We start from the raw sequence: 16637 nt of genomic DNA, 5'->3' as shown, positions 1-16637 counted from the left end.
CCGGCCATGACTTCGCGGCACCACGGCGCCGAGACACCAAGGCGTGGACGGTCGTGGCAGCCGTGCTGGCTGCCGGACTGCGTTACGAGGGCCGCGAACCCTGCGGCTGCGGCAAGGACCCCAAGTTCCGCCCCCGTACCCGGGCCCAGTTGCGAGCGCGCCGAATCACAGCGGCACGAACCGGGGTTTCTCTCGCCGACGTGCTGGGACGCGTAGATCCACAGACACCCGCATGATCTGACCCGGTGGTGCACGCGCGGCACGTGATCCGCCGCTTCACCCCACGAGATCATTCACGGAACTGCGGACAGAGCCAGATTCAAGAAGCGCCATCAGGGGGACTAGAAGCTGTCGTATGTGGTCACCCTGGCCGGACCGGCCACTGGTGAATCAGAGGTAGGCGCGGCTTGGCACGTGAGGAGTACGCCTTGCCGGCGGCGACCGCGTGGGGACGGGTGCGCACCGCCCGACTACTCCGCGCACCTTTTCGCCCTCAAGATCGGCGATGAAACGGGTGTTGTCAGCTGCCTGACCAGTGATGAGGCGGAATCCCAACGGGCCCTCCACCCGGCTGGCACTGGGGGATTGGGGCCTGTCAATCGTCGAGCACGAGGCGCAGAGCCTGCTGGAGGTCGGCAGGTTCGTGGAAGTGCACACCGGTCATCCCGAGGGTGATGGCGGCCTCGACATTCTCCAGCCGGTCGTCCACAAACAGGCACTGCCTGGTGGCGGTTCCTGCCCGGCGGGCTGCGATCTCGTAGATCTCCCGGTCGGGCTTGGCCACCCCCACCTGGGCACTGCTGACGACATGGTCCGCGAGATCCGTCAGCCCCATCGACTCAAGGTCGCGCTCCAGCTCCAGGGTTGCGTTGGTTACGAGGACCAGGGGCATGTGTCTGCGTACCCGGTGCAGCAGGGCCACCACCGTGTCGTCGGCCTGGAACGGAGCATGGGCAAGCGCCATGCCCAGCCGACGGGCGTGCGTCTGGGGTACTTGGTCGGAGAGCGCTGACGCGATGGCGTCCACCCACTGCTCTTTGGTGATCTGGCCGAGCAGGAGCGGCAGGTCTATTTCCGGGGTGAAGGCCACCCTCGTGGTGGTGCCCTCGGCCGGCCCCGCAGCACGTTCCAGCTCAGCCAGTGGAGCCATGTCGTAGAAGCGGATCACGTTGTCGAGGTCGCACAGCACCGCGTCAAAGGGCCTGCTGCACATCTCGGAAGCCGTCACCGCCCATGAATAGCACGGTGCTCGTCCACTGCTGGATCACAACCGGGCACAGGCCCCAGCACGCCGCCACCCAGCGCAACCTCTTCAACCGCAATATCGGGCAGCTCTACCACTGTCTTGAGCACGGCCGCAGCTTCAATCGAAGCGGCGGCCTTCTCCACTCCGTCTGCCATGGCGGTGACCGCTGAGCGCGCCTACGGCACCGGAGGCCGCACCCACGGCGCAAACCGCTGACCTGGAGCTACGTCGTCGCGCCAGTACCGCAGAACGGTCTCCCGCACGACCTCGATCCGTTCCGCGGCGATCAGGCAGGAGACGGGGTCCGGTCCGCCCGCGTCCGCCTCGAAGGCGACGAGGACGGGCGGCTCCTCACCGAGCTGACGAGTGACTCTCACAAGTTCCTCGCTCGTCGGTGCGCGAAAGGCCGGATCAAGAAACGTCGCCGGACAACTGACGAGGATCGGACCGCCGAAGACCAGCTCCAAGCCGTGGTAGTAGGTGAGATCGTGCCCGGCCGCCAGCCGGAACTCAGCGGCGTCCCAGGCGATGACGTCCCAGTCCCACCAGGACCCTTCAGGAAGCTGGATGCCGTCATGCCGGCGTTCCGCGTCCACCCTCAGCCCCCTCGTTCAGTTCGAACAGGTCGGCAGGCTACACATGGACTCAGCCGCTGTCTCTCAGGGAGGATCCCGTCGGCATTGCCCCATGACGTGAAGGAGTTCCGCCTGTGGTCACGCAAGGAGTGCAGGTCACAGGTCGGTGCAGTGCCTGCGGAGGCACCACGATCTGTGATGTCGGCCAGTTCATCGACCGTGGCGTGCTTCGCTGGGGCACCGAAGGACGCTGTGAGGACTGCCTCAGCGTGTGGTGCGAGCAAGACAGCGGCCCCATGACACCCGAGAACATTCGACAAGCCCTGCTGCAAGCCCACGGGCCGACGCGACTTCGCCTGACTGGAGACGTGTCGGACCTCGTTCCGGTGATGAAGGCCCTGCGCGATGCAAGCGGACTGCCTTTGAGGGAAGCCCGAACACAGGCTGTTCGACTCGCCGATGCCGGACTTGTCGGCACGCTCGTGGAGATGGAGGCACTGGCGGTCCGCCTTCGAGCGCGAGCCATCCAGGCCACCGTCGAACCGGTTGGTGAGTGAACTTTCAAGTCAGCACTCGGCGCGGTTGACATTGGCATGGAGAAGTCCTGTCCGGCCCTCACCGGGATCGAGTGGCGAGGACCAGCCGGAGCGACCGGAGCGACTGCAGTGACCGGAGCGACCGCAGCGGGCCAGGCGAGAACGTGACGCCGGCGGCGAGGGCGCGGCGGCCGTCAGCAGGAGCGGCGGAACAGGCAGCCTGGGAGACTTCCGGCCTTGGCGCCCCGACGGAGATCGAGACGCTCACCCGCCGGATCGGCGAGGTGGAGCAGCACGTTCTCGCCCTCAATCGGGGCTGGTGGAACGGAGCGAGGACCTCGCCGCGGTGCGCGCAGCAAAGCGTGAGCTGATGGCCCAGCTCAACCGCTGACCGCTTCAGTCCCTGGCGGTCCCCGTCAGCACCCCGTCAGTCCTCATCACCATCGCGTCAGTCCTCGTCACCATCGCGTCAGTCCTCGTCACCACCGCGGCAGTCCTCATCAGCCCTGAGGCGACGGGCGAGATCGATGAGATCGGCCATACGCAGCACCCGCCCGCCGAACCCGGGCAGGGGAACATGCAAGGGCTCGGTCCAGCGGGCGGGAATCGCCTCCAGCCCGTAGTACGCGCCCGCGAGACCTCCGGTGACCGCGGCGACGGTGTCTGTGTCACCGCCGACGTCGATCGCCGCGCGAAGGGCGTCCTCGAAGCTGGTCGTGCTGCGCAGGGCCCACACCGCAGACCCCAGGCAGGGCCAGACCGCACCGTTGAACTCGGTTGCCTGGTCGGGGTGCCAATCGGCAGCCAGGACTGTGGCATATCGTCGGCGATGGTCGGGATGGACGAGATCCAGAACGTCAGGAAGGGCGCGGAGGGGATCGGCGCCTTCCAGGGTGAGGCGAATAAGTTCGTGGAATATGGCGGTGCCTTCCCAAGCGGCGCGGTCGCCATGGGTAAGAGCAGCAATGCGCCGTGCGGCATCCATCGTCGGCAATTGTCCGGCACCTGCAAAGTGGACCGCAGATGTCGATGCCCTCATCAAGGAGCCGTTGCCGGCCGCTCGCTGGTTGACTTGGAAATGCACTGCGGCGGCCCGATCCCACGGCATGGCGTTTGTCAGCACGTCCTCGGTCTGCAGGCCGATGTCTTTGGGGTCAGCCGCGGCCCATCGTTGGAAGCGGGCGAAGATGTCCGGCAAGTCCAGTCCGCCCCGCTGCAGTAGCGACTCCGCGACAAGAACGGCCATCTGCGTGTCGTCCGTGGCTTCGCCCGGTTCCCAACCGCCGCCTCCGCACATCTCGCCACCGCACCCTGGTTCTGGGAACCGGCCAGAGAACGCACCTGGGGGACCGAACTCGAAAGGGGCTCCCAGCGCGTCACCCACCGCCGAGCCGACAACGGTCGCGACGGCTCGCTCCATACGCTTCATTCGCGCAGGCTATCGGCGTCACGCACGGCAGCCACACCGGCCAATTCTTCTTCCAGCTTCCGGAGACAGGAAGTTGCAGAACAACGACCCGCCACCGTGGGGTGATTCGCAGGAGCCGGCCCGCCTGCTCGCCCGCCGCTGACACCGTCCTCGACGCGCTGCCAGCCTTGCAACAGGCGCCGGGTTGAGTGGCGGGCTGGCGGATCAACGTGGGTGGGGCCGCTGTTCGCCCTTTCTGCGCCAGGAGCGACCCTAAACTCGATCTGGATTTCCCCGGTGACCGGGATGCGCGGTAGGCCAAACCGGATCATCCGGCGCCGGACGCCCCGACAGACGCGGGAGCGAATCCCCTGCCAGGGATAACCGACGACGCGCGGTGATGATGAGATCGGACCGGGCCGCGGTCACCCCGGCCTGCAGGTCCAGCCAGCTTTCGTCGGGAGTCAGACCCCGTCGGATCTTTATGTGCATACGCCACAACTGCTCGTCGAGGGCATGCGCGGCCTCCGCGACATCACGGTCGGCAACAACGTTGACCAGGCTGATCGCCTCGTTCCAGGGGTTCCAGTCAACCGTGGTCGAGACGACCATCCCCTGCGGAGCGGACGCAGGACGACTTGCCTCCATCACGCTCAACGCCGTCAATGCGGCGGATGACTCCTGCAGCACACGCAAACACGCCGCCACTTGCTGATCGCGATTCCAACTACGATCCTGCGCCCGCCTGCTGACCACACTGCCGGCGAAAACGCCGATGAGCGTGGTCAAGACCGCCCCCACAGAGGGGACCAGCACACTCCATGTGTCCGTCACCAACCCAGTGTGTGGGAGCGGCGAAGGACCTCTCATCGGTATACGGGGCGTATGGCCCAGATATGCGCCCAAAGGTGATGAGTGCCGTCGCCGATTCGACGCACCCTGATTAGTGCGGTGCGCCGCCCCCCGTCCCTGCCCCAATGTAAGTCCGCCAAGTCCGCCAAGTCCTCTGGGTCTACCGGGACCTCGGTTTCACGGGGACCACCAGGCCGGCGGGCCGGCTCCGATCGAGGCGGCTCGTGTGCAGCGGCGTCGCCAGGCCGCGGCCACCGCGGCCACCATTCCCCAGCCTGCCGCGCTGCGGCTTACGGTTGAACACCGCGATCACCCGCCTCATCGGCAACACAGCAGGTGGGACGATGAGTTGGGCCGGAGAGCGCGGTGTTCACGCAGGGAGACAGGCGGCACATGGTGCGGAAGCCGGCTGGGCGGCAGCAGCCGGCAGCTGATGACGAAGCCGTACGTGGACCGGTTGTGCCGCTGCGGCTCCGCTTGAGGGCGGCTTATCGGACTTCTGTCGCTCGCCTGGCGGCTCAACAGGGTGATGCCGCAGTAAGCCGGAACTACTCCAGCAGGAGCCCCTGCCACGATCAGCACGACCTGCCGCGGGCGATTCCGGCCGCAGAGGCGAGGCACACGCATTTACTGCGGCAGTGCACACGAGGCGGGGTGGTGGGGCGTCCGGCATCCCCTACGGGCCCTGAGGGGGTTTCCCCCCTTGCGGCCCGGGGGGTCGCTCCATGGCCCAGCGGCGCCGTCGACGGGCAAGATCCATCCATGACTTCACGGCGAACGAAAGTCCGAATTCTGGCTGGTGCGGCGGTCCTCGGCAGTGCGTCCGCCCTGCTGGCTCCGGTCTCGGTGGCGGCCGGCTCCCACAGCGAGCGGACACAAGGCGGGGCCGTCGTCTCCGTCGAGCAAGCGGCCGACCTTACAGCGGAGGAAGTAGCAGGGGAACTCCGGGGCAAGATCGACTCGTCCCAGGTCCGCTACGGAGTGACCGCCTATCGGGTCACCTACCGCACCACTGACAGCGCGGGCGCCCCCACGACCGCGAGCCAGCTCGTCGTCCTGCCCAAGAACGGGGCGCGCCACCTGTCCACCGTCTCCTGGCTGCACGGCACCACCGTCTACCGCAAGGACGTCGCCTCGGAGAATCCGAAGTCGAACGACCGGCTCGTCGCCCTGCTGTTCGCCTCGACCGGGCGGGCCGTTTCGGCGCCCGACTACGTGGGCCTCGGCTCGGGCGAAGGCTTCCACCCCTACGGTGACCCTCGGGCCACCGTCGCCGCCTCGGTGGACGGCCTGCGCGCGGCCCGGACCTTCGCCCACCGGCACGGCCGGGAGCTGAAGCGGAAGGTTCAGGTCAGCGGGTTCTCGCAGGGCGGCCCCGCGACCATGCTGGTAGGACGGGCGCTCGAGCAGAAGGGCGCCGACCGCTACTTCAGGCTGGGGGCGCTCGCCCCGGTCAGCGGCCCCTACAACCTCTCGGCCTTCGAGGCCGCCGCGGCCGACGACAAGATCGTCAAATCCGGCCTCTACCTCGCCTACTTCGTCACCGCCTGGAATAGGATGTACGGCCTCTACGCGTCGCCCGGCGATGTCTTCCGCTCCCCCTACGACAGCAAGGTGGAGGGTCTCTTCGACGGCCATCACACCACCGGGCAGATCGCCAGCGAACTTCCGTCGGCCTCCAAGGACCTGTTCACCGAGGACTTCCTGAAAAAGGTCCGCAAGCCCGACGGTGTCCTGAAGGACAGGCTTCGCCCGATGGACAACACCTGCGACTGGCGACCGCACGTACCGGTGGAGATCTTCCACGGCCGGAGCGACAAGGACGTCGACTTCAGTCATGCGGTGTACTGCGCCGACCAGTTGGCGAGGAACGGCGCCGCACGCCGGCTGACCGACGTCGGAGACTACGACCACAACGGAACGGTGCGGCAAGCCCTGCCCCAGATCGTCAGGTTCTTCGACAAGTCGGCGAAGACCGACTGATGCGCGCCGCCGGCTGTCTTCGGCGGTGAGGACACCCAGGTCGGCGCGGACGCTCCACTGCCGGGCGAGCGAGCCGTGGTGTCGCTCGCGCCGTCTGTCACCGAGCCGGCATCGTGGAGCAGCCCATAGCCCATAGCCCATAGCCCATAGCGAGACCTGGACCGTGCGCCGTGGCAGGCAAACATTGGCTGATGGGGCACTAGGGCGGGATGTGTCCGTAATGCTGCTAACGAGGTGATCTTGTTCACCCTGCCGCTTTTTGGATCTTGATAGCGGTCTGAGCTAGTCTCGCAGCTCACCGCCGGTCACGCCCGACTCGGGCTCAACCGGGGGATATCAGGGGGAAGACGGCACGGGGAGCCGTTCAGTTTCCACGCCAAGCGGCGTACCCGTATGCCCTCTTCCCCCACCTACAAGGGGAAAGTGTACGTGAAGACCAATTACATCCGTATAGCAGCAGCCACCGTCGCGACAGCAGTCGCCCTGGGAGTTGCCGCACCTGCCGCGAGTGCTGTCGAGGCTCAGTCGGGCACCGCCGCCGCATCGCAGGCGACCGAGTCGCTGCAGCCGACCGCGGGCGATGTCCGTGACCTCATCTCCCGGATGCGCGCCGACGGGGCGGACGCGAATCAGATCCGCGAATTCGAGCAGTACGCACAGCAGTTGGAGAACCCCGACGCCCACAAGCGCAGCAAGCGCGCCCTGGGTATGGGCACGATCGTGCGCAAGCTGATCGTCGCCGGGCTGCGTCACGGCGGCGCCTGGGCCGGGAAGATCGTCGGCAAGGTCAGCAAGAAGAGCGGCGCCTTCATCTCCCGCAACGGGGGCAAGATCGCCGATGCGATCGAGGATGTCGAGGGCTGGAGCGAGACCGCACTCGCCATCGCCATGGTGAAGGCCGGCGTCCCGACCGACGTCGCGTATGACATCGCCAAGGCAATCATGATGGTTGCCCTCTAGCCAGGCGACTTCGCGGGCGGCACTCCCTGGTTCGCATCGGGACAGGGGGCGCCGCCCGCACCACCACTCCGACTCGGGAAGGAGCACACAGTGCCGCATCAGCGAGCAGGCGACGAGACCGAGCCCACATGGAGCTCGCTGTCCCCACGCGACAAGGTGCTCGCCGCCTTCGGCATGACCAGCCTGGGACTTGGCGTTCTCGCCCTCGTGCTGCTGGTCCTGCTACTGGCGGTTCTCGTCGTCGCCGCAGTCTCCCATGGTCTGATCGAATCCGACGGCGTAGCCCCCTTCATCTGGGGCGCCGTACTGTGCCTGCCCAGCGGGATGCTCGCCGCCGTGTTCATCTACCCCCTGCGCCTCTTCCTCCGCCTCACCTCGGTTTCGCCCAAGGTCAAACGCAGCGCGGAAATGATCCTTTCGGCGGCCACCACCTTCCTCGCCGCCATATTCGTTGAAAGCTTCACTCCCGGGCTGCACGTCCAGAACCCCTGGCTCCCTGCCCTGCTGGCCACACTCTTGGTGGCGCTGGCCAACGTCGTCATCAACCACCTGGAGAACCGTAAGAAGCACGCCGGCTCCGACGCCTGACACCACTCAACACAGTCGGTGAGGCGCCATGCCGCCGATGGCTCGTCCCCGCCTGTCCAGCTGCGGGCGGCGGGGCTGACCCGGTTCGGGCGCCTCTGCGCGCCCGTGCGGTGTGCGGTGACCACGCCGGTCGTATTGCCCTTCCCCGGCGTTGTATTGCCCGTCGCCCGTCGCCCGTCGCCCGTCGGCCGGCTTCCGAGCCTGTCGGGCGACGGCGATCTTCACGATTTCTTAGTGGCGGCAGCTTCCTGGCCTTCGATGATGGAGGTCAGGCCGTCGAGGAGTGCCTTGAGGCCGAATTCGAAGAGTGCGTCGAGGCGCAGGTCGTAGCCCTCGTTGAAGGCTCCGACCACTTTGGTGAAGGTGGGGAAGCGGCCGGATTCCACGAGTTCTTGGAGGGCGGGGGCGCGGCTGTCCATCCACTGGTCTTCCGACTGGCCCGTGGCGGCTTCGGCGTGCGCTTCCCTCTCCATGTGCGTCGCCAGGCCCTGGACATGGCTGTAGAGCAGGACGTGGATGTCGAACAGCGTCGTGGGGTCGAGGCCGTGGCCGTCGAGGGCGCCCAGCACCCACTCGCCGTGGACCATCAGATTGGGTACGAGCAACGGGCGCGTCAGGGAGCCGAGCTGAGCCAGCCACGGGTGCTTGCGGTACAGGCTCCACATGGTCCGGGCACCCAGCTCGATGCGGGTACGCCAGTCCTCGGGGGAGTCCGCGCGGTAGGACTCCTCGCCGAACGCGGCGTCGGCCATGTGCAGGACGAGGTCTTCCTTGCTCGGGACGTACCGGTAGGTCGACATCGCCGCGACGCCGAGGCGGGCCGCGACGCCGCGCATGGAGAGCGCCGAGAGGCCTTCGGCGTCGGCGATCTCGATGGCGGTACGGACGATCCGGTCGAGGCTCAGCTCCTGCTCGGGGTCCGGGGCGGGCGACGGGCGCCTGCGGGCCGGCGCGGCGGGGGCGGCTCCGGCGACGACCGTGCCGATCCGGGGCCGGGCCTCGACAAGTCCCTCCAGACGCAGGGTGGTCAGGGCCTTGGTGGCGGTGGCGAGCGCGACGCCCCACTCCCGGGCGATCTGGCGGGTCGAGGGAACCCGGTCCCCGGGGGCGAGTTCACCGTCCGCGATGCGCCGCCGGATCGCGGCGACGATGCGGAGATAGGGCGGATCACCGGCTGTCGCTGTGGTCTTCGTCACGACCTGTCGCCTTCCTGTCCTGTACTAGTGCAGAGGGTAGCAGCGGAAAGGTCGGATGGAAGGTGCCTGCCCTAGTGCAGGCTGTGTATTTGGCCAGTTGAGACGGTTGGGCGTACGGCGTACGTTCACGACGCGTACACCGTACAGATTGTTTGAGGAGCTTCTTATGCGCACCGTACTCATCTCCGGCGGCGGAATCGCCGGGCCCGTCCTCGGCTACTGGCTGCGCCGCCACGGTTTCGCGCCCACCGTCGTCGAACGCGCTCCAGGTCCACGCCCCGGCGGCCAGGCCGTGGACGTCAGGGGCGTCGCGCTCGAAGTCGTGGAGCGGATGGGCCTGCTGGAGCAGGCAAGGGGCGTGCGGACCCGGATGCGCGGCATGTCGATCCTCGCCCCCGACGGCCATGAGGTCGACCGCTCCACCGAGGCGACTTTCAGCAGTGGACGGCTCGACAGCGAAGACATCGAGGTGCTGCGCGAGGACCTGGTACGGATGGTGCACGAGCACACACGAGCAGGCGTCGAGTACCTCTTCGGCGACAGCATCACCGCGCTCGACGAGGACGGGACCGGTGTGCGCGTCGACTTCGCGCACGGGCCATCCCGCACCTTCGACCTCGTGGTCGGGGCCGACGGCCTCCACTCCACAGTGCGGCGCCTGGTCTTCGGGCCGGAGGAGCGTTTCGCCCACCACCTGGGGAGCTACCTCTCGGTGTTCAGCGCGGACAACTTCCTCGCCCTGGACGACTGGCAGGTGTGGCTGCGGGACGGCGACGCGGGCTTCGGCATCATGCCCGTACGCGACAACACCGAACTCAGGATCGCCTTCGGCTTCGAGTCCGCCCCCCTCGCTCATGACCTCCGCGACGCCGGGACTCTGCGGCGGCTCGTCGTGGACAGGCTCGCGTCGTTGAGGTGGGAAGGGACCCGCCTGGCCGAGGCCGCCCGGAAGGCACCCGACTTCTACGGCGACGCCATGGCCCAGATCCGCATGGACCAGTGGTCGCGGGGCCGGGTGACCCTGCTGGGAGACGCCGGCTACTGCCCTTCGCCCCTCTCGGGGCAGGGCACCAGCCTGGCTCTCGTGGGCGCCCATGTGCTGGCCGACTGCCTTGCCCAGGACAACGGCGACCACCGCACCGCGTATGCCCGCTACGAGCAGCGGATGCGCCCCTTCGTCACCCTCAACCAGGCCCTGGCCACGGAGAATCCCGGCGGACCCGCCCCGGAGGAGTCCGTCGCGCACGCCAAGAACGCACTCTCACTGGACGGCTGATCTCCTGCCCCGAAAGGACATCACAGCAGGCAGAAACAGCGCGGAACCGCTCCCGCGCTCAGCGCCGCCCGCCGCCGGGGACCAGCAGGCAGGTGAGCTCGGCGATCGGCTCAGGGAGGGCTTTGATGTGGGGGCGGACGCCGCCGCTGCGACAGGGCCTGCGTGGCAGCAGCAGCGGCGCCGTCGGTTCGGTGCGGCCTTGGTGCTGCTTCGAGTCGTTCGTCGGGCACCGCCGGGAGCCGCTGGCGGGTGCGGGCGAGGTGGTCGCGGTGGCGGCAAAGGTCGCGGCAAAGGCCGCGGCGGTACCTGTGGGGTGCCTGTCACGGCCCTAGCACCCAGTGCCCTGCCTGCCTCGACTGGCCTGCAGGAGGCCGGCCGTCAGCCAAGAGCGTCGAGCAACTCGCGCTCGCGCTGAGCACCGAGGCCGGCACGTCTTGGCCGGTTCAGGCCCTGCTCGCGTTCCCAGAGCAGCGTGTCGGCCAGCAGCTCCGCCCGGGGCCGATGGCGCATTCCTGTGGCGCGTGCCGCAGACCCGTCCCGGGCGGAGAACCCTTCCCAGCCCGGTTCGACCAGCCACATCGGCAGTGACTCGGCCCCCATGAACTCGGCCACGCCGTTCGTGAGCAGCCATGCCGAGTCGGCGGTGATCACCGGACCGGTGTGCCCGCCGACGGCGCGGGACAGCTCGACCCACTCGCCGAACGGAACGACCGGACCGACGGCGTCGTACGTGCCGGTGATGCCCGTCTCCGCGGCGTCGAGCAGCCAGGCGCTGAGGTCCCGTACGTCGATCGTCTGTGTCGGCGTGGCCGGGGCGTCGGGAACCAGCATCGGCCCTTGCGGGTCGCGCGCGGCACGGGCCACCCAGTAGCCGGAGCGTCCGCTGTGATCCCCCGGGCCGCCGATCAGGCCGGCGCGTGCGATGAGGAGGCGGTCGCCCACAACGGCCGTCGACGCCCGTTCGCAGGCGACCTTCGCCTCGCCGTACGACGCGTGGTCGGCCTCGCTCCGGTCGGTCGGAGCAAGCAGGGTCGCGGACTCGTCCGCGGCCGGCGTGGCATGGGAGGCATAGGCGCTGACGGAGGAGACATAGGCCCAGTGCCTGGCCCGGCGGCCCAGTGCGTCCAGCGCCTCACGAACGAAACCTGGCTGCCATGACACCTCGATGACCGCATCCCATTCGCGTTCGAGCAGGGGTGCGTACGCCGACGGATCGCGCCGGTCGGCGGCCACCAGCGTCGCTCCGCCCGCGACCTCTCCGCTTGCGCCGCGAGCCAGGCATGTCACCCGATGACCGCGCTCCACCGCCTGTCGCGACAGCTCCCGGCCCACCCACGCCGTTCCACCCAGAACCAAGATCTCCATCCCGACAGCCAAGCACCGCGGACACGACTACCCAGGCGGGTTCGCCGACAGCGGACCCGGAAGAGCCGTCAACCGGCCGGCGGCCCCCATGTACAGCACATCCAGCATGCCAAGCCCGATGCCGCCGACGTTGCGACCGCTGACGTCGACGCCCCGCCTCGCCGCGGCGGTCGGCCGTGGGACCCGGCCGGGCTCACGCGGCGGGGCGCTTGGTGCGGCTCGGGCGGTTGCGGAAGCCGAACAGGATGGCTCCCAGGGCGAGCAGGATCACCACGAGAAGGGCGCCGTTTCCGCCGGTCAGACGGGTGGCTTGGTCCTTGAGGTCGTCCCAGAAGCCCCGCTCCGGCGCCTGGACGAAACCGCCCAGCCAGATCGAGCCGTCGGCCGCGGTCACCCGGCGGTCGGTGGAGGACCGTGCGGAGTGGGCGAGTCGTGGGTAGCGCTTGCGCATGTCCGCCGAGGAGACGCCGGTCAGCTGGACCTTCGTGAGGTCCGCGCCGCCGTACACATAACGGGTGATGCGCTTGTACCGGCCGTCGGTGGTCTCCCGCTCGATGTCGAACTCCTTGTTGCGGTACGAGCGGACGTACTCGTCGAAGACCTTCCTGGGACGCCAGTCGCCGGTCATCTTGGCCGGGCCCAGGTCCTTGGAGCCGATCAGCGTGTCGAACGAGGTCCGGTGCCCCTGTTGGTGCCGCTCGCGCACCCACTGCGCGATGATCCGCGCCATGAACGCGCGGCGCAGCGGCGCGTACTCCGGGTCGTTGTTGACCGCCTTCACGACCTTGGGCAGCACGAGGGTGCGCTCCAGGTTCTCGTTGTGGGCGTTGGTGGCCGGATCGGCGTTGCACGGCTTTGCATAGGGGTCGTCGATGTGGTCCGACTGCGTCTTCACGTCGAGCCGTGCCGTGAGGATGTAGAGCGCATCACCGTCCTGGCGCACCTCGACCTTGCCGGGCACGATCCACATCCGGGAGGAGAAGCAGAGCGAGCCGTCCGCGGAGCTTTTGAGCTGCCGCCAGTACTGTTTTCCGGTCGCCGAGTCGGGGTGCAGGATCTTCGCCGATGTGCGCTTCATCTGGAGGTCGGCCTCCAGCATGGCGCGTCCGGCGTTGGTCCGTCCCATCGCGGCGTCGACGATGCGGTCCGGTTCCGTGGGGTTGAGATTGACCCAGAACTTCTGCGGATCGAGCACCAGCCAGGTCCGCAGATCGGACCCCAGGTTCTTCACCATCCGCATTCCGAGTGCGGTGTCCTGCTGGTAGCCCTTGGGGAGGGGGCGCGAAGAGTACGCGTACTGCACGCCGTCTGAGCCGTCGGAGAGGTAACGCATCTCCAACGTCGAGAAGTCCACGCCTCCGTAGGAGTCGGCACCGGGCGGGGCGGCCAGTAGTCGCTGGAGGGCGCCCGACCGTGCGCCCACCTCCTCGTCGCCGCAGGGGCCGGCGGCGAGGGGCGCGGCCATCGCCATGACGGGACGTCCATGGCCGCGCCCCATCGAGGTGCAGGAGGTGCCCGGGGTGCCCGGGGTGCCCGAGACCGGTAGCGCCGCAGCGGCCTGTTGCTCCTGCTTCTTCTTCTCCCGCCGGAGCATGGAGACGCCCTTGCTCGTGATGGCGCCCACCCGGTTCGCCGACTCCGACTTCTCCTGACGGGTGGCGTAGGGCGTTCCGGACACGAAGTTCTTCTCCGGTATGGCGCTGGTGAGCCTCAGGCAGGCCGCACACCGGCCCCGGTCCGAGAAACCGGCGATCGCCCTCTTCAGCAGCCTGTTGATCGCGGCGTTCCGCAGGCCGAGGTTGGACAGGACGGTGGAGAGGATCTTGTCGTAGATGACGGCTTCGGAGTGGTCCTTGCGCGGGTCGTTGACCGCGGCGAACTCCAACAGCGGGCCATCTCCCGGAATCCCCATCCGGTCGAAGAGCGCCTCGTTGCCCTCGCGCTTCAGCAGCTTGCCGTACCCGAGGTAGTAGTCGGCGTGCGAGGGGTTCTCGCCGAAGTGCCGTGTGATCGACGTCAGGTGCGTGGCCTGGAAGCCGGTCAGGTCGAACCAGATGACGGCGAGATTGCGGGTGCCGTCCGTCATCCTCAGGGTCCGATGGGCCTCGAGGCCGGCCCGGCCGATCGGGTCGTCCAGGAGTTCGCGGGCGATGTCCGCGAACTCGCCTCCCACCTCGGGCGTCGGCGACTGGGCGGCGCCCGGCGTGTCGGACGCCACCGCCGAGGGGGCCGGCTGGCCGGCGAGCAGGATGCCGACGGCCAGGAGGGCGGCGCCCCACCGGCCCCCTCGCCCGGCGCGGCTAGAGCGACCGGTCCGCACCATGGCCACCCGTCTCCTGCTCGGTCCGGCGCGGGAAGCCGGAGACCGGATCGGCCTCGCCGTCGCGCCGGCGGCCCACCGCGACGCCCGTGGCGTCCAAATAGCCGGTCAGGGCCAGGCTCGGGCCGGTGCTGCCGTTCTGCGACGGCGCACCGAAGCCCTTCTCGGACTTCCGATGGGCGCACCAGCTCGCCGCGACGAGGGCGCCGGGGACCAGAACGGCGACCGCACCGGCGCCGCCGAGCGAGGTGCCCGTCGAGCACGTCTTAGGGCGGCTGAGGTCGCGGATGTCGAACGACGGCTTGTAGCCGATGCCGACCGTGCAGGCCGAGGCCTGCTGCGGGGTCAGGAGCAGCACCGTGCCGGCGAGGGCGGTGGCGCTGACGGCCGTCCGCCAGGCAGTTCTGAGACCGTTCATGGGGTTACCTCCGGGGGCACGCCCTTGAGCCGCGCGATCCGTGCGCGCAACTCGTCGGCGTGAGCGGTGTCCGTGGGATCGTTGTGCACGTGGTGGCCGGCCAGGTCCAACTGGACGGAGTGCAGGCGGTGCAGCGTGCGGGCGGCGCGCCAGCCGCGCCAGCGCCAGGCGCCCACCACCGCCCAGAGCCGCAGCGCGGGCGAGGTCAGGACCGGCACCTCCGCCGGGGTGATGGCCGGGCCCGCTGCGACCTCCTCCGCCACGGCCGCCCGCAGGGCGGGTGCGCGCGCCCGTAGACCACGGACCAGCAGGGCGAGGGCCAGGGCGATCAGGGGCAGTTGGGGGAGCAGCCACAGGAACGGGGAGACCACCAGGACGTCGAGCGGGCTGCCGACCTCGACGTGGTCCCGGACGAGCCCGGACAGCCACCCCGACAGGAGCTCGGAGGCCGTGGCCCCGCCGATCGCCCCGACCACGGCGGCCGTCGCGATGAGCCCGCGCCGCCGTGCCCGGGCTGCGACGCCGAGGCCGGCCCCCAGCAGCGCGCCGTAGGCCACCTGCCCGCCGAGCAGGCCGATCGACTGCCGGATCCAGTACTCGAAGCCGCCGGTCGACCCGAGCATGCCGCCCAGCGAGCCGTAGATCTTCATGTACAGGGCGCTCTCCACGAAGTTGAAGCCGAGCCCGACGGCGGCGCCGAGGACCAGGCCGCTCACGGCATCGGTGACGCGGTGGCGGAACAACAGGAAGAGCAATGTGACGCCGCCCGCGACGGCCAGCGTGTCAACGACGCTGAGGTGCACGATCAGCAGGTCGATGGTGCGGAACTGGTTCTCCGCGAGTCGGCTGATGTCGGTGGGGGAGGACTTTCCCAGGTAGCCGAAGAGGGTGCCGAACGCGAGCCCGCTGTAGGCGCGGCCCAGTCCGAACACGATCAACGCACCCCAGGCGAACGCGGCCAGCAGTGCGGCCAGCGGGACCCGGGCGAAGCGCACCCCGCCACGCAGCAGGAGCAGGACGAGGGCCGTACTGGGCACGCAGGCGAGCACCAGCGGGAAGTACTCGACGACGACCACCAGCGACAACAGCCCGAACGGCAACAGCAGGCACCCCAGCGTCAGCCAGGTCGGCGCCACCGAGCGCCGTTCGGATCGGCGCAGGACGGCCGCCGCGATCTGGACGACCACCCCCGCCACGATGCCCGCCAGGGTGCACCAGAAGACGGCGCGCGGCATGGACAGCAGCCGGTCGAGCGAGCCCGCGAAGCCGGGCATCTTGCCCAGGCCCTTGGGCAGTTCGTAGAAGATCGACAGGGCCGGTTCGTCGGGCAGCACCCGCGGGCGGGTCATGTTCAACAGCAACTCGACCAGGTACAGCACGATCGCGATCCGAGCGATCATCAATGCCCTGGTGTGCGCCAGCGGGTCGTCCCGCAACGGCAGGGAAGCGAGGCCCTTCACGAGCCACCTCCCGTCAGATCGGTCGGCAGGGGAGGCAGGCTGGGCAGGTTCGTGGGCAGGTCGGTGGGCAGGCCCGTGGGAAAGTCCGTGGGGAAGTCCGTGGGCATCGAACCGGGGCCCGTCGGCCGGGACGTCGGCATCGGGGGCAGACTCGGCAGGCCCGTGGGCAGGTCCGTGGGGAACCCCGTCGGCATCGAGCCGGGATCCGTCGGCAACGAGGGCATCTTCGGCAGCCGCGGGATGCTCATCGTGGGAGAACTCGTGAGGCCGACGACCAGGGACGCCGTCAGCAGCGCCGCACCGACCAGCCCGCCCGCCAGGACCAGCCGGACCAGTACCCGGCCGGGACCCCCCTCCCCGCCTTCGGTGTCGCTCACCGACGACTCCGGTGGTGAGGCGCCGGACGTGTCCGTCATACCCATTTCCCACACTCCCCGTGACTGCCCATCGGGCC

16 protein-coding genes are annotated in these 16637 nt (G+C 68.9%); 5 read left to right on the top strand and 11 right to left on the bottom strand.

The window, feature by feature from the left end; all coding sequences use genetic code 11:
• Nucleotides 1–595: 595 nt before the first annotated feature.
• From AC0680_RS36090 to AC0680_RS36080, 3 genes are read right to left on the bottom strand one after another with little or no spacing between them, the layout of a single operon-like run.
• Nucleotides 596–1213 (bottom strand): HAD family hydrolase, encoded by a 618-nt coding sequence (locus AC0680_RS36090; RefSeq protein WP_478637263.1) that lies wholly within the window; start codon nt 1211–1213, stop codon nt 596–598.
• 11 nt (nt 1214–1224) lie between these two features.
• Entirely contained in the window at nt 1225–1401 is a 177-nt protein-coding gene (locus AC0680_RS36085; RefSeq protein ID WP_478637260.1) for a hypothetical protein, read from the bottom strand.
• Nucleotides 1402–1422: 21 nt separating this feature from the next.
• Entirely contained in the window at nt 1423–1842 is a 420-nt protein-coding gene (locus AC0680_RS36080; RefSeq protein ID WP_478637259.1) for a hypothetical protein, read from the bottom strand.
• Between the two features lie 113 nt (nt 1843–1955).
• Between AC0680_RS36080 and AC0680_RS36075 the strand changes: the two genes are divergently transcribed.
• Nucleotides 1956–2378 carry a hypothetical protein gene (locus AC0680_RS36075; protein WP_478637258.1) on the top strand — a complete coding sequence of 141 codons (423 nt, stop codon included), beginning with the start codon at nt 1956–1958 and terminating at the stop codon, nt 2376–2378.
• Nucleotides 2379–2826: 448 nt separating this feature from the next.
• On the opposite strand, the gene AC0680_RS36070 is transcribed toward AC0680_RS36075, so the two are convergent.
• On the bottom strand, nt 2827–3786 hold the full coding sequence (locus AC0680_RS36070) for an ADP-ribosylglycohydrolase family protein (RefSeq protein ID WP_478637257.1): 960 nt from the start codon (nt 3784–3786) through the stop codon (nt 2827–2829).
• 252 nt (nt 3787–4038) lie between these two features.
• Nucleotides 4039–4554: a hypothetical protein gene (locus tag AC0680_RS36065; protein ID WP_478637256.1), complete on the bottom strand. Its 516-nt coding sequence runs from the start codon at nt 4552–4554 to the stop codon at nt 4039–4041.
• A gap of 825 nt (nt 4555–5379) precedes the next feature.
• Between AC0680_RS36065 and AC0680_RS36060 the strand changes: the two genes are divergently transcribed.
• From AC0680_RS36060 to AC0680_RS36050, 3 genes are all read left to right on the top strand, one after another.
• Nucleotides 5380–6600 carry a lipase family protein gene (locus tag AC0680_RS36060; RefSeq protein ID WP_478637255.1) on the top strand — a complete coding sequence of 407 codons (1221 nt, stop codon included), beginning with the start codon at nt 5380–5382 and terminating at the stop codon, nt 6598–6600.
• Between the two features lie 423 nt (nt 6601–7023).
• The gene (locus tag AC0680_RS36055; protein ID WP_478637254.1) at nt 7024–7560 is read left to right on the top strand and encodes a hypothetical protein; all 537 of its coding nucleotides are present in this window, start codon (nt 7024–7026) and stop codon (nt 7558–7560) included.
• Between the two features lie 90 nt (nt 7561–7650).
• The gene (locus AC0680_RS36050; RefSeq protein WP_478637253.1) at nt 7651–8148 is read left to right on the top strand and encodes a hypothetical protein; all 498 of its coding nucleotides are present in this window, start codon (nt 7651–7653) and stop codon (nt 8146–8148) included.
• A gap of 221 nt (nt 8149–8369) precedes the next feature.
• Here the strand turns inward: AC0680_RS36050 and AC0680_RS36045 are convergent, their stop codons facing one another.
• The gene (locus AC0680_RS36045) at nt 8370–9344 is read right to left on the bottom strand and encodes a TetR/AcrR family transcriptional regulator C-terminal domain-containing protein (RefSeq protein ID WP_478637252.1); all 975 of its coding nucleotides are present in this window, start codon (nt 9342–9344) and stop codon (nt 8370–8372) included.
• A gap of 166 nt (nt 9345–9510) precedes the next feature.
• Here AC0680_RS36045 and AC0680_RS36040 point away from each other — a divergent pair, with 166 nt between their 5' ends.
• Nucleotides 9511–10620, top strand: a complete 1110-nt coding sequence (locus tag AC0680_RS36040) for an FAD-dependent monooxygenase (protein WP_478637251.1) — start codon at nt 9511–9513, stop codon at nt 10618–10620.
• A gap of 378 nt (nt 10621–10998) precedes the next feature.
• Here the strand turns inward: AC0680_RS36040 and AC0680_RS36035 are convergent, their stop codons facing one another.
• From AC0680_RS36035 to AC0680_RS36015, 5 genes are all read right to left on the bottom strand, one after another.
• Nucleotides 10999–11985 (bottom strand): NAD-dependent epimerase/dehydratase family protein, encoded by a 987-nt coding sequence (locus AC0680_RS36035; protein WP_478637250.1) that lies wholly within the window; start codon nt 11983–11985, stop codon nt 10999–11001.
• 193 nt (nt 11986–12178) lie between these two features.
• Entirely contained in the window at nt 12179–14308 is a 2130-nt protein-coding gene (locus tag AC0680_RS36030; protein ID WP_478637249.1) for a hypothetical protein, read from the bottom strand.
• Nucleotides 14286–14723: a hypothetical protein gene (locus AC0680_RS36025; RefSeq protein WP_478637248.1), complete on the bottom strand. Its 438-nt coding sequence runs from the start codon at nt 14721–14723 to the stop codon at nt 14286–14288. Before AC0680_RS36025 ends, AC0680_RS36030 begins: the two co-directional genes overlap by 23 nt.
• The gene (locus AC0680_RS36020; RefSeq protein WP_478637247.1) at nt 14720–16183 is read right to left on the bottom strand and encodes a PrsW family glutamic-type intramembrane protease; all 1464 of its coding nucleotides are present in this window, start codon (nt 16181–16183) and stop codon (nt 14720–14722) included. The genes AC0680_RS36025 and AC0680_RS36020 overlap by 4 nt, the downstream gene beginning before the upstream one ends.
• Nucleotides 16180–16599 (bottom strand): hypothetical protein, encoded by a 420-nt coding sequence (locus tag AC0680_RS36015; RefSeq protein ID WP_478637246.1) that lies wholly within the window; start codon nt 16597–16599, stop codon nt 16180–16182. Before AC0680_RS36015 ends, AC0680_RS36020 begins: the two co-directional genes overlap by 4 nt.
• Nucleotides 16600–16637: the final 38 nt, after the last annotated feature.

Source organism: Streptomyces sp. NPDC043738 (assembly GCF_056436545.1).
Note: the sequence above shows the minus strand (reverse complement) of the source record. Positions and strands in the feature narration are given on the sequence as shown.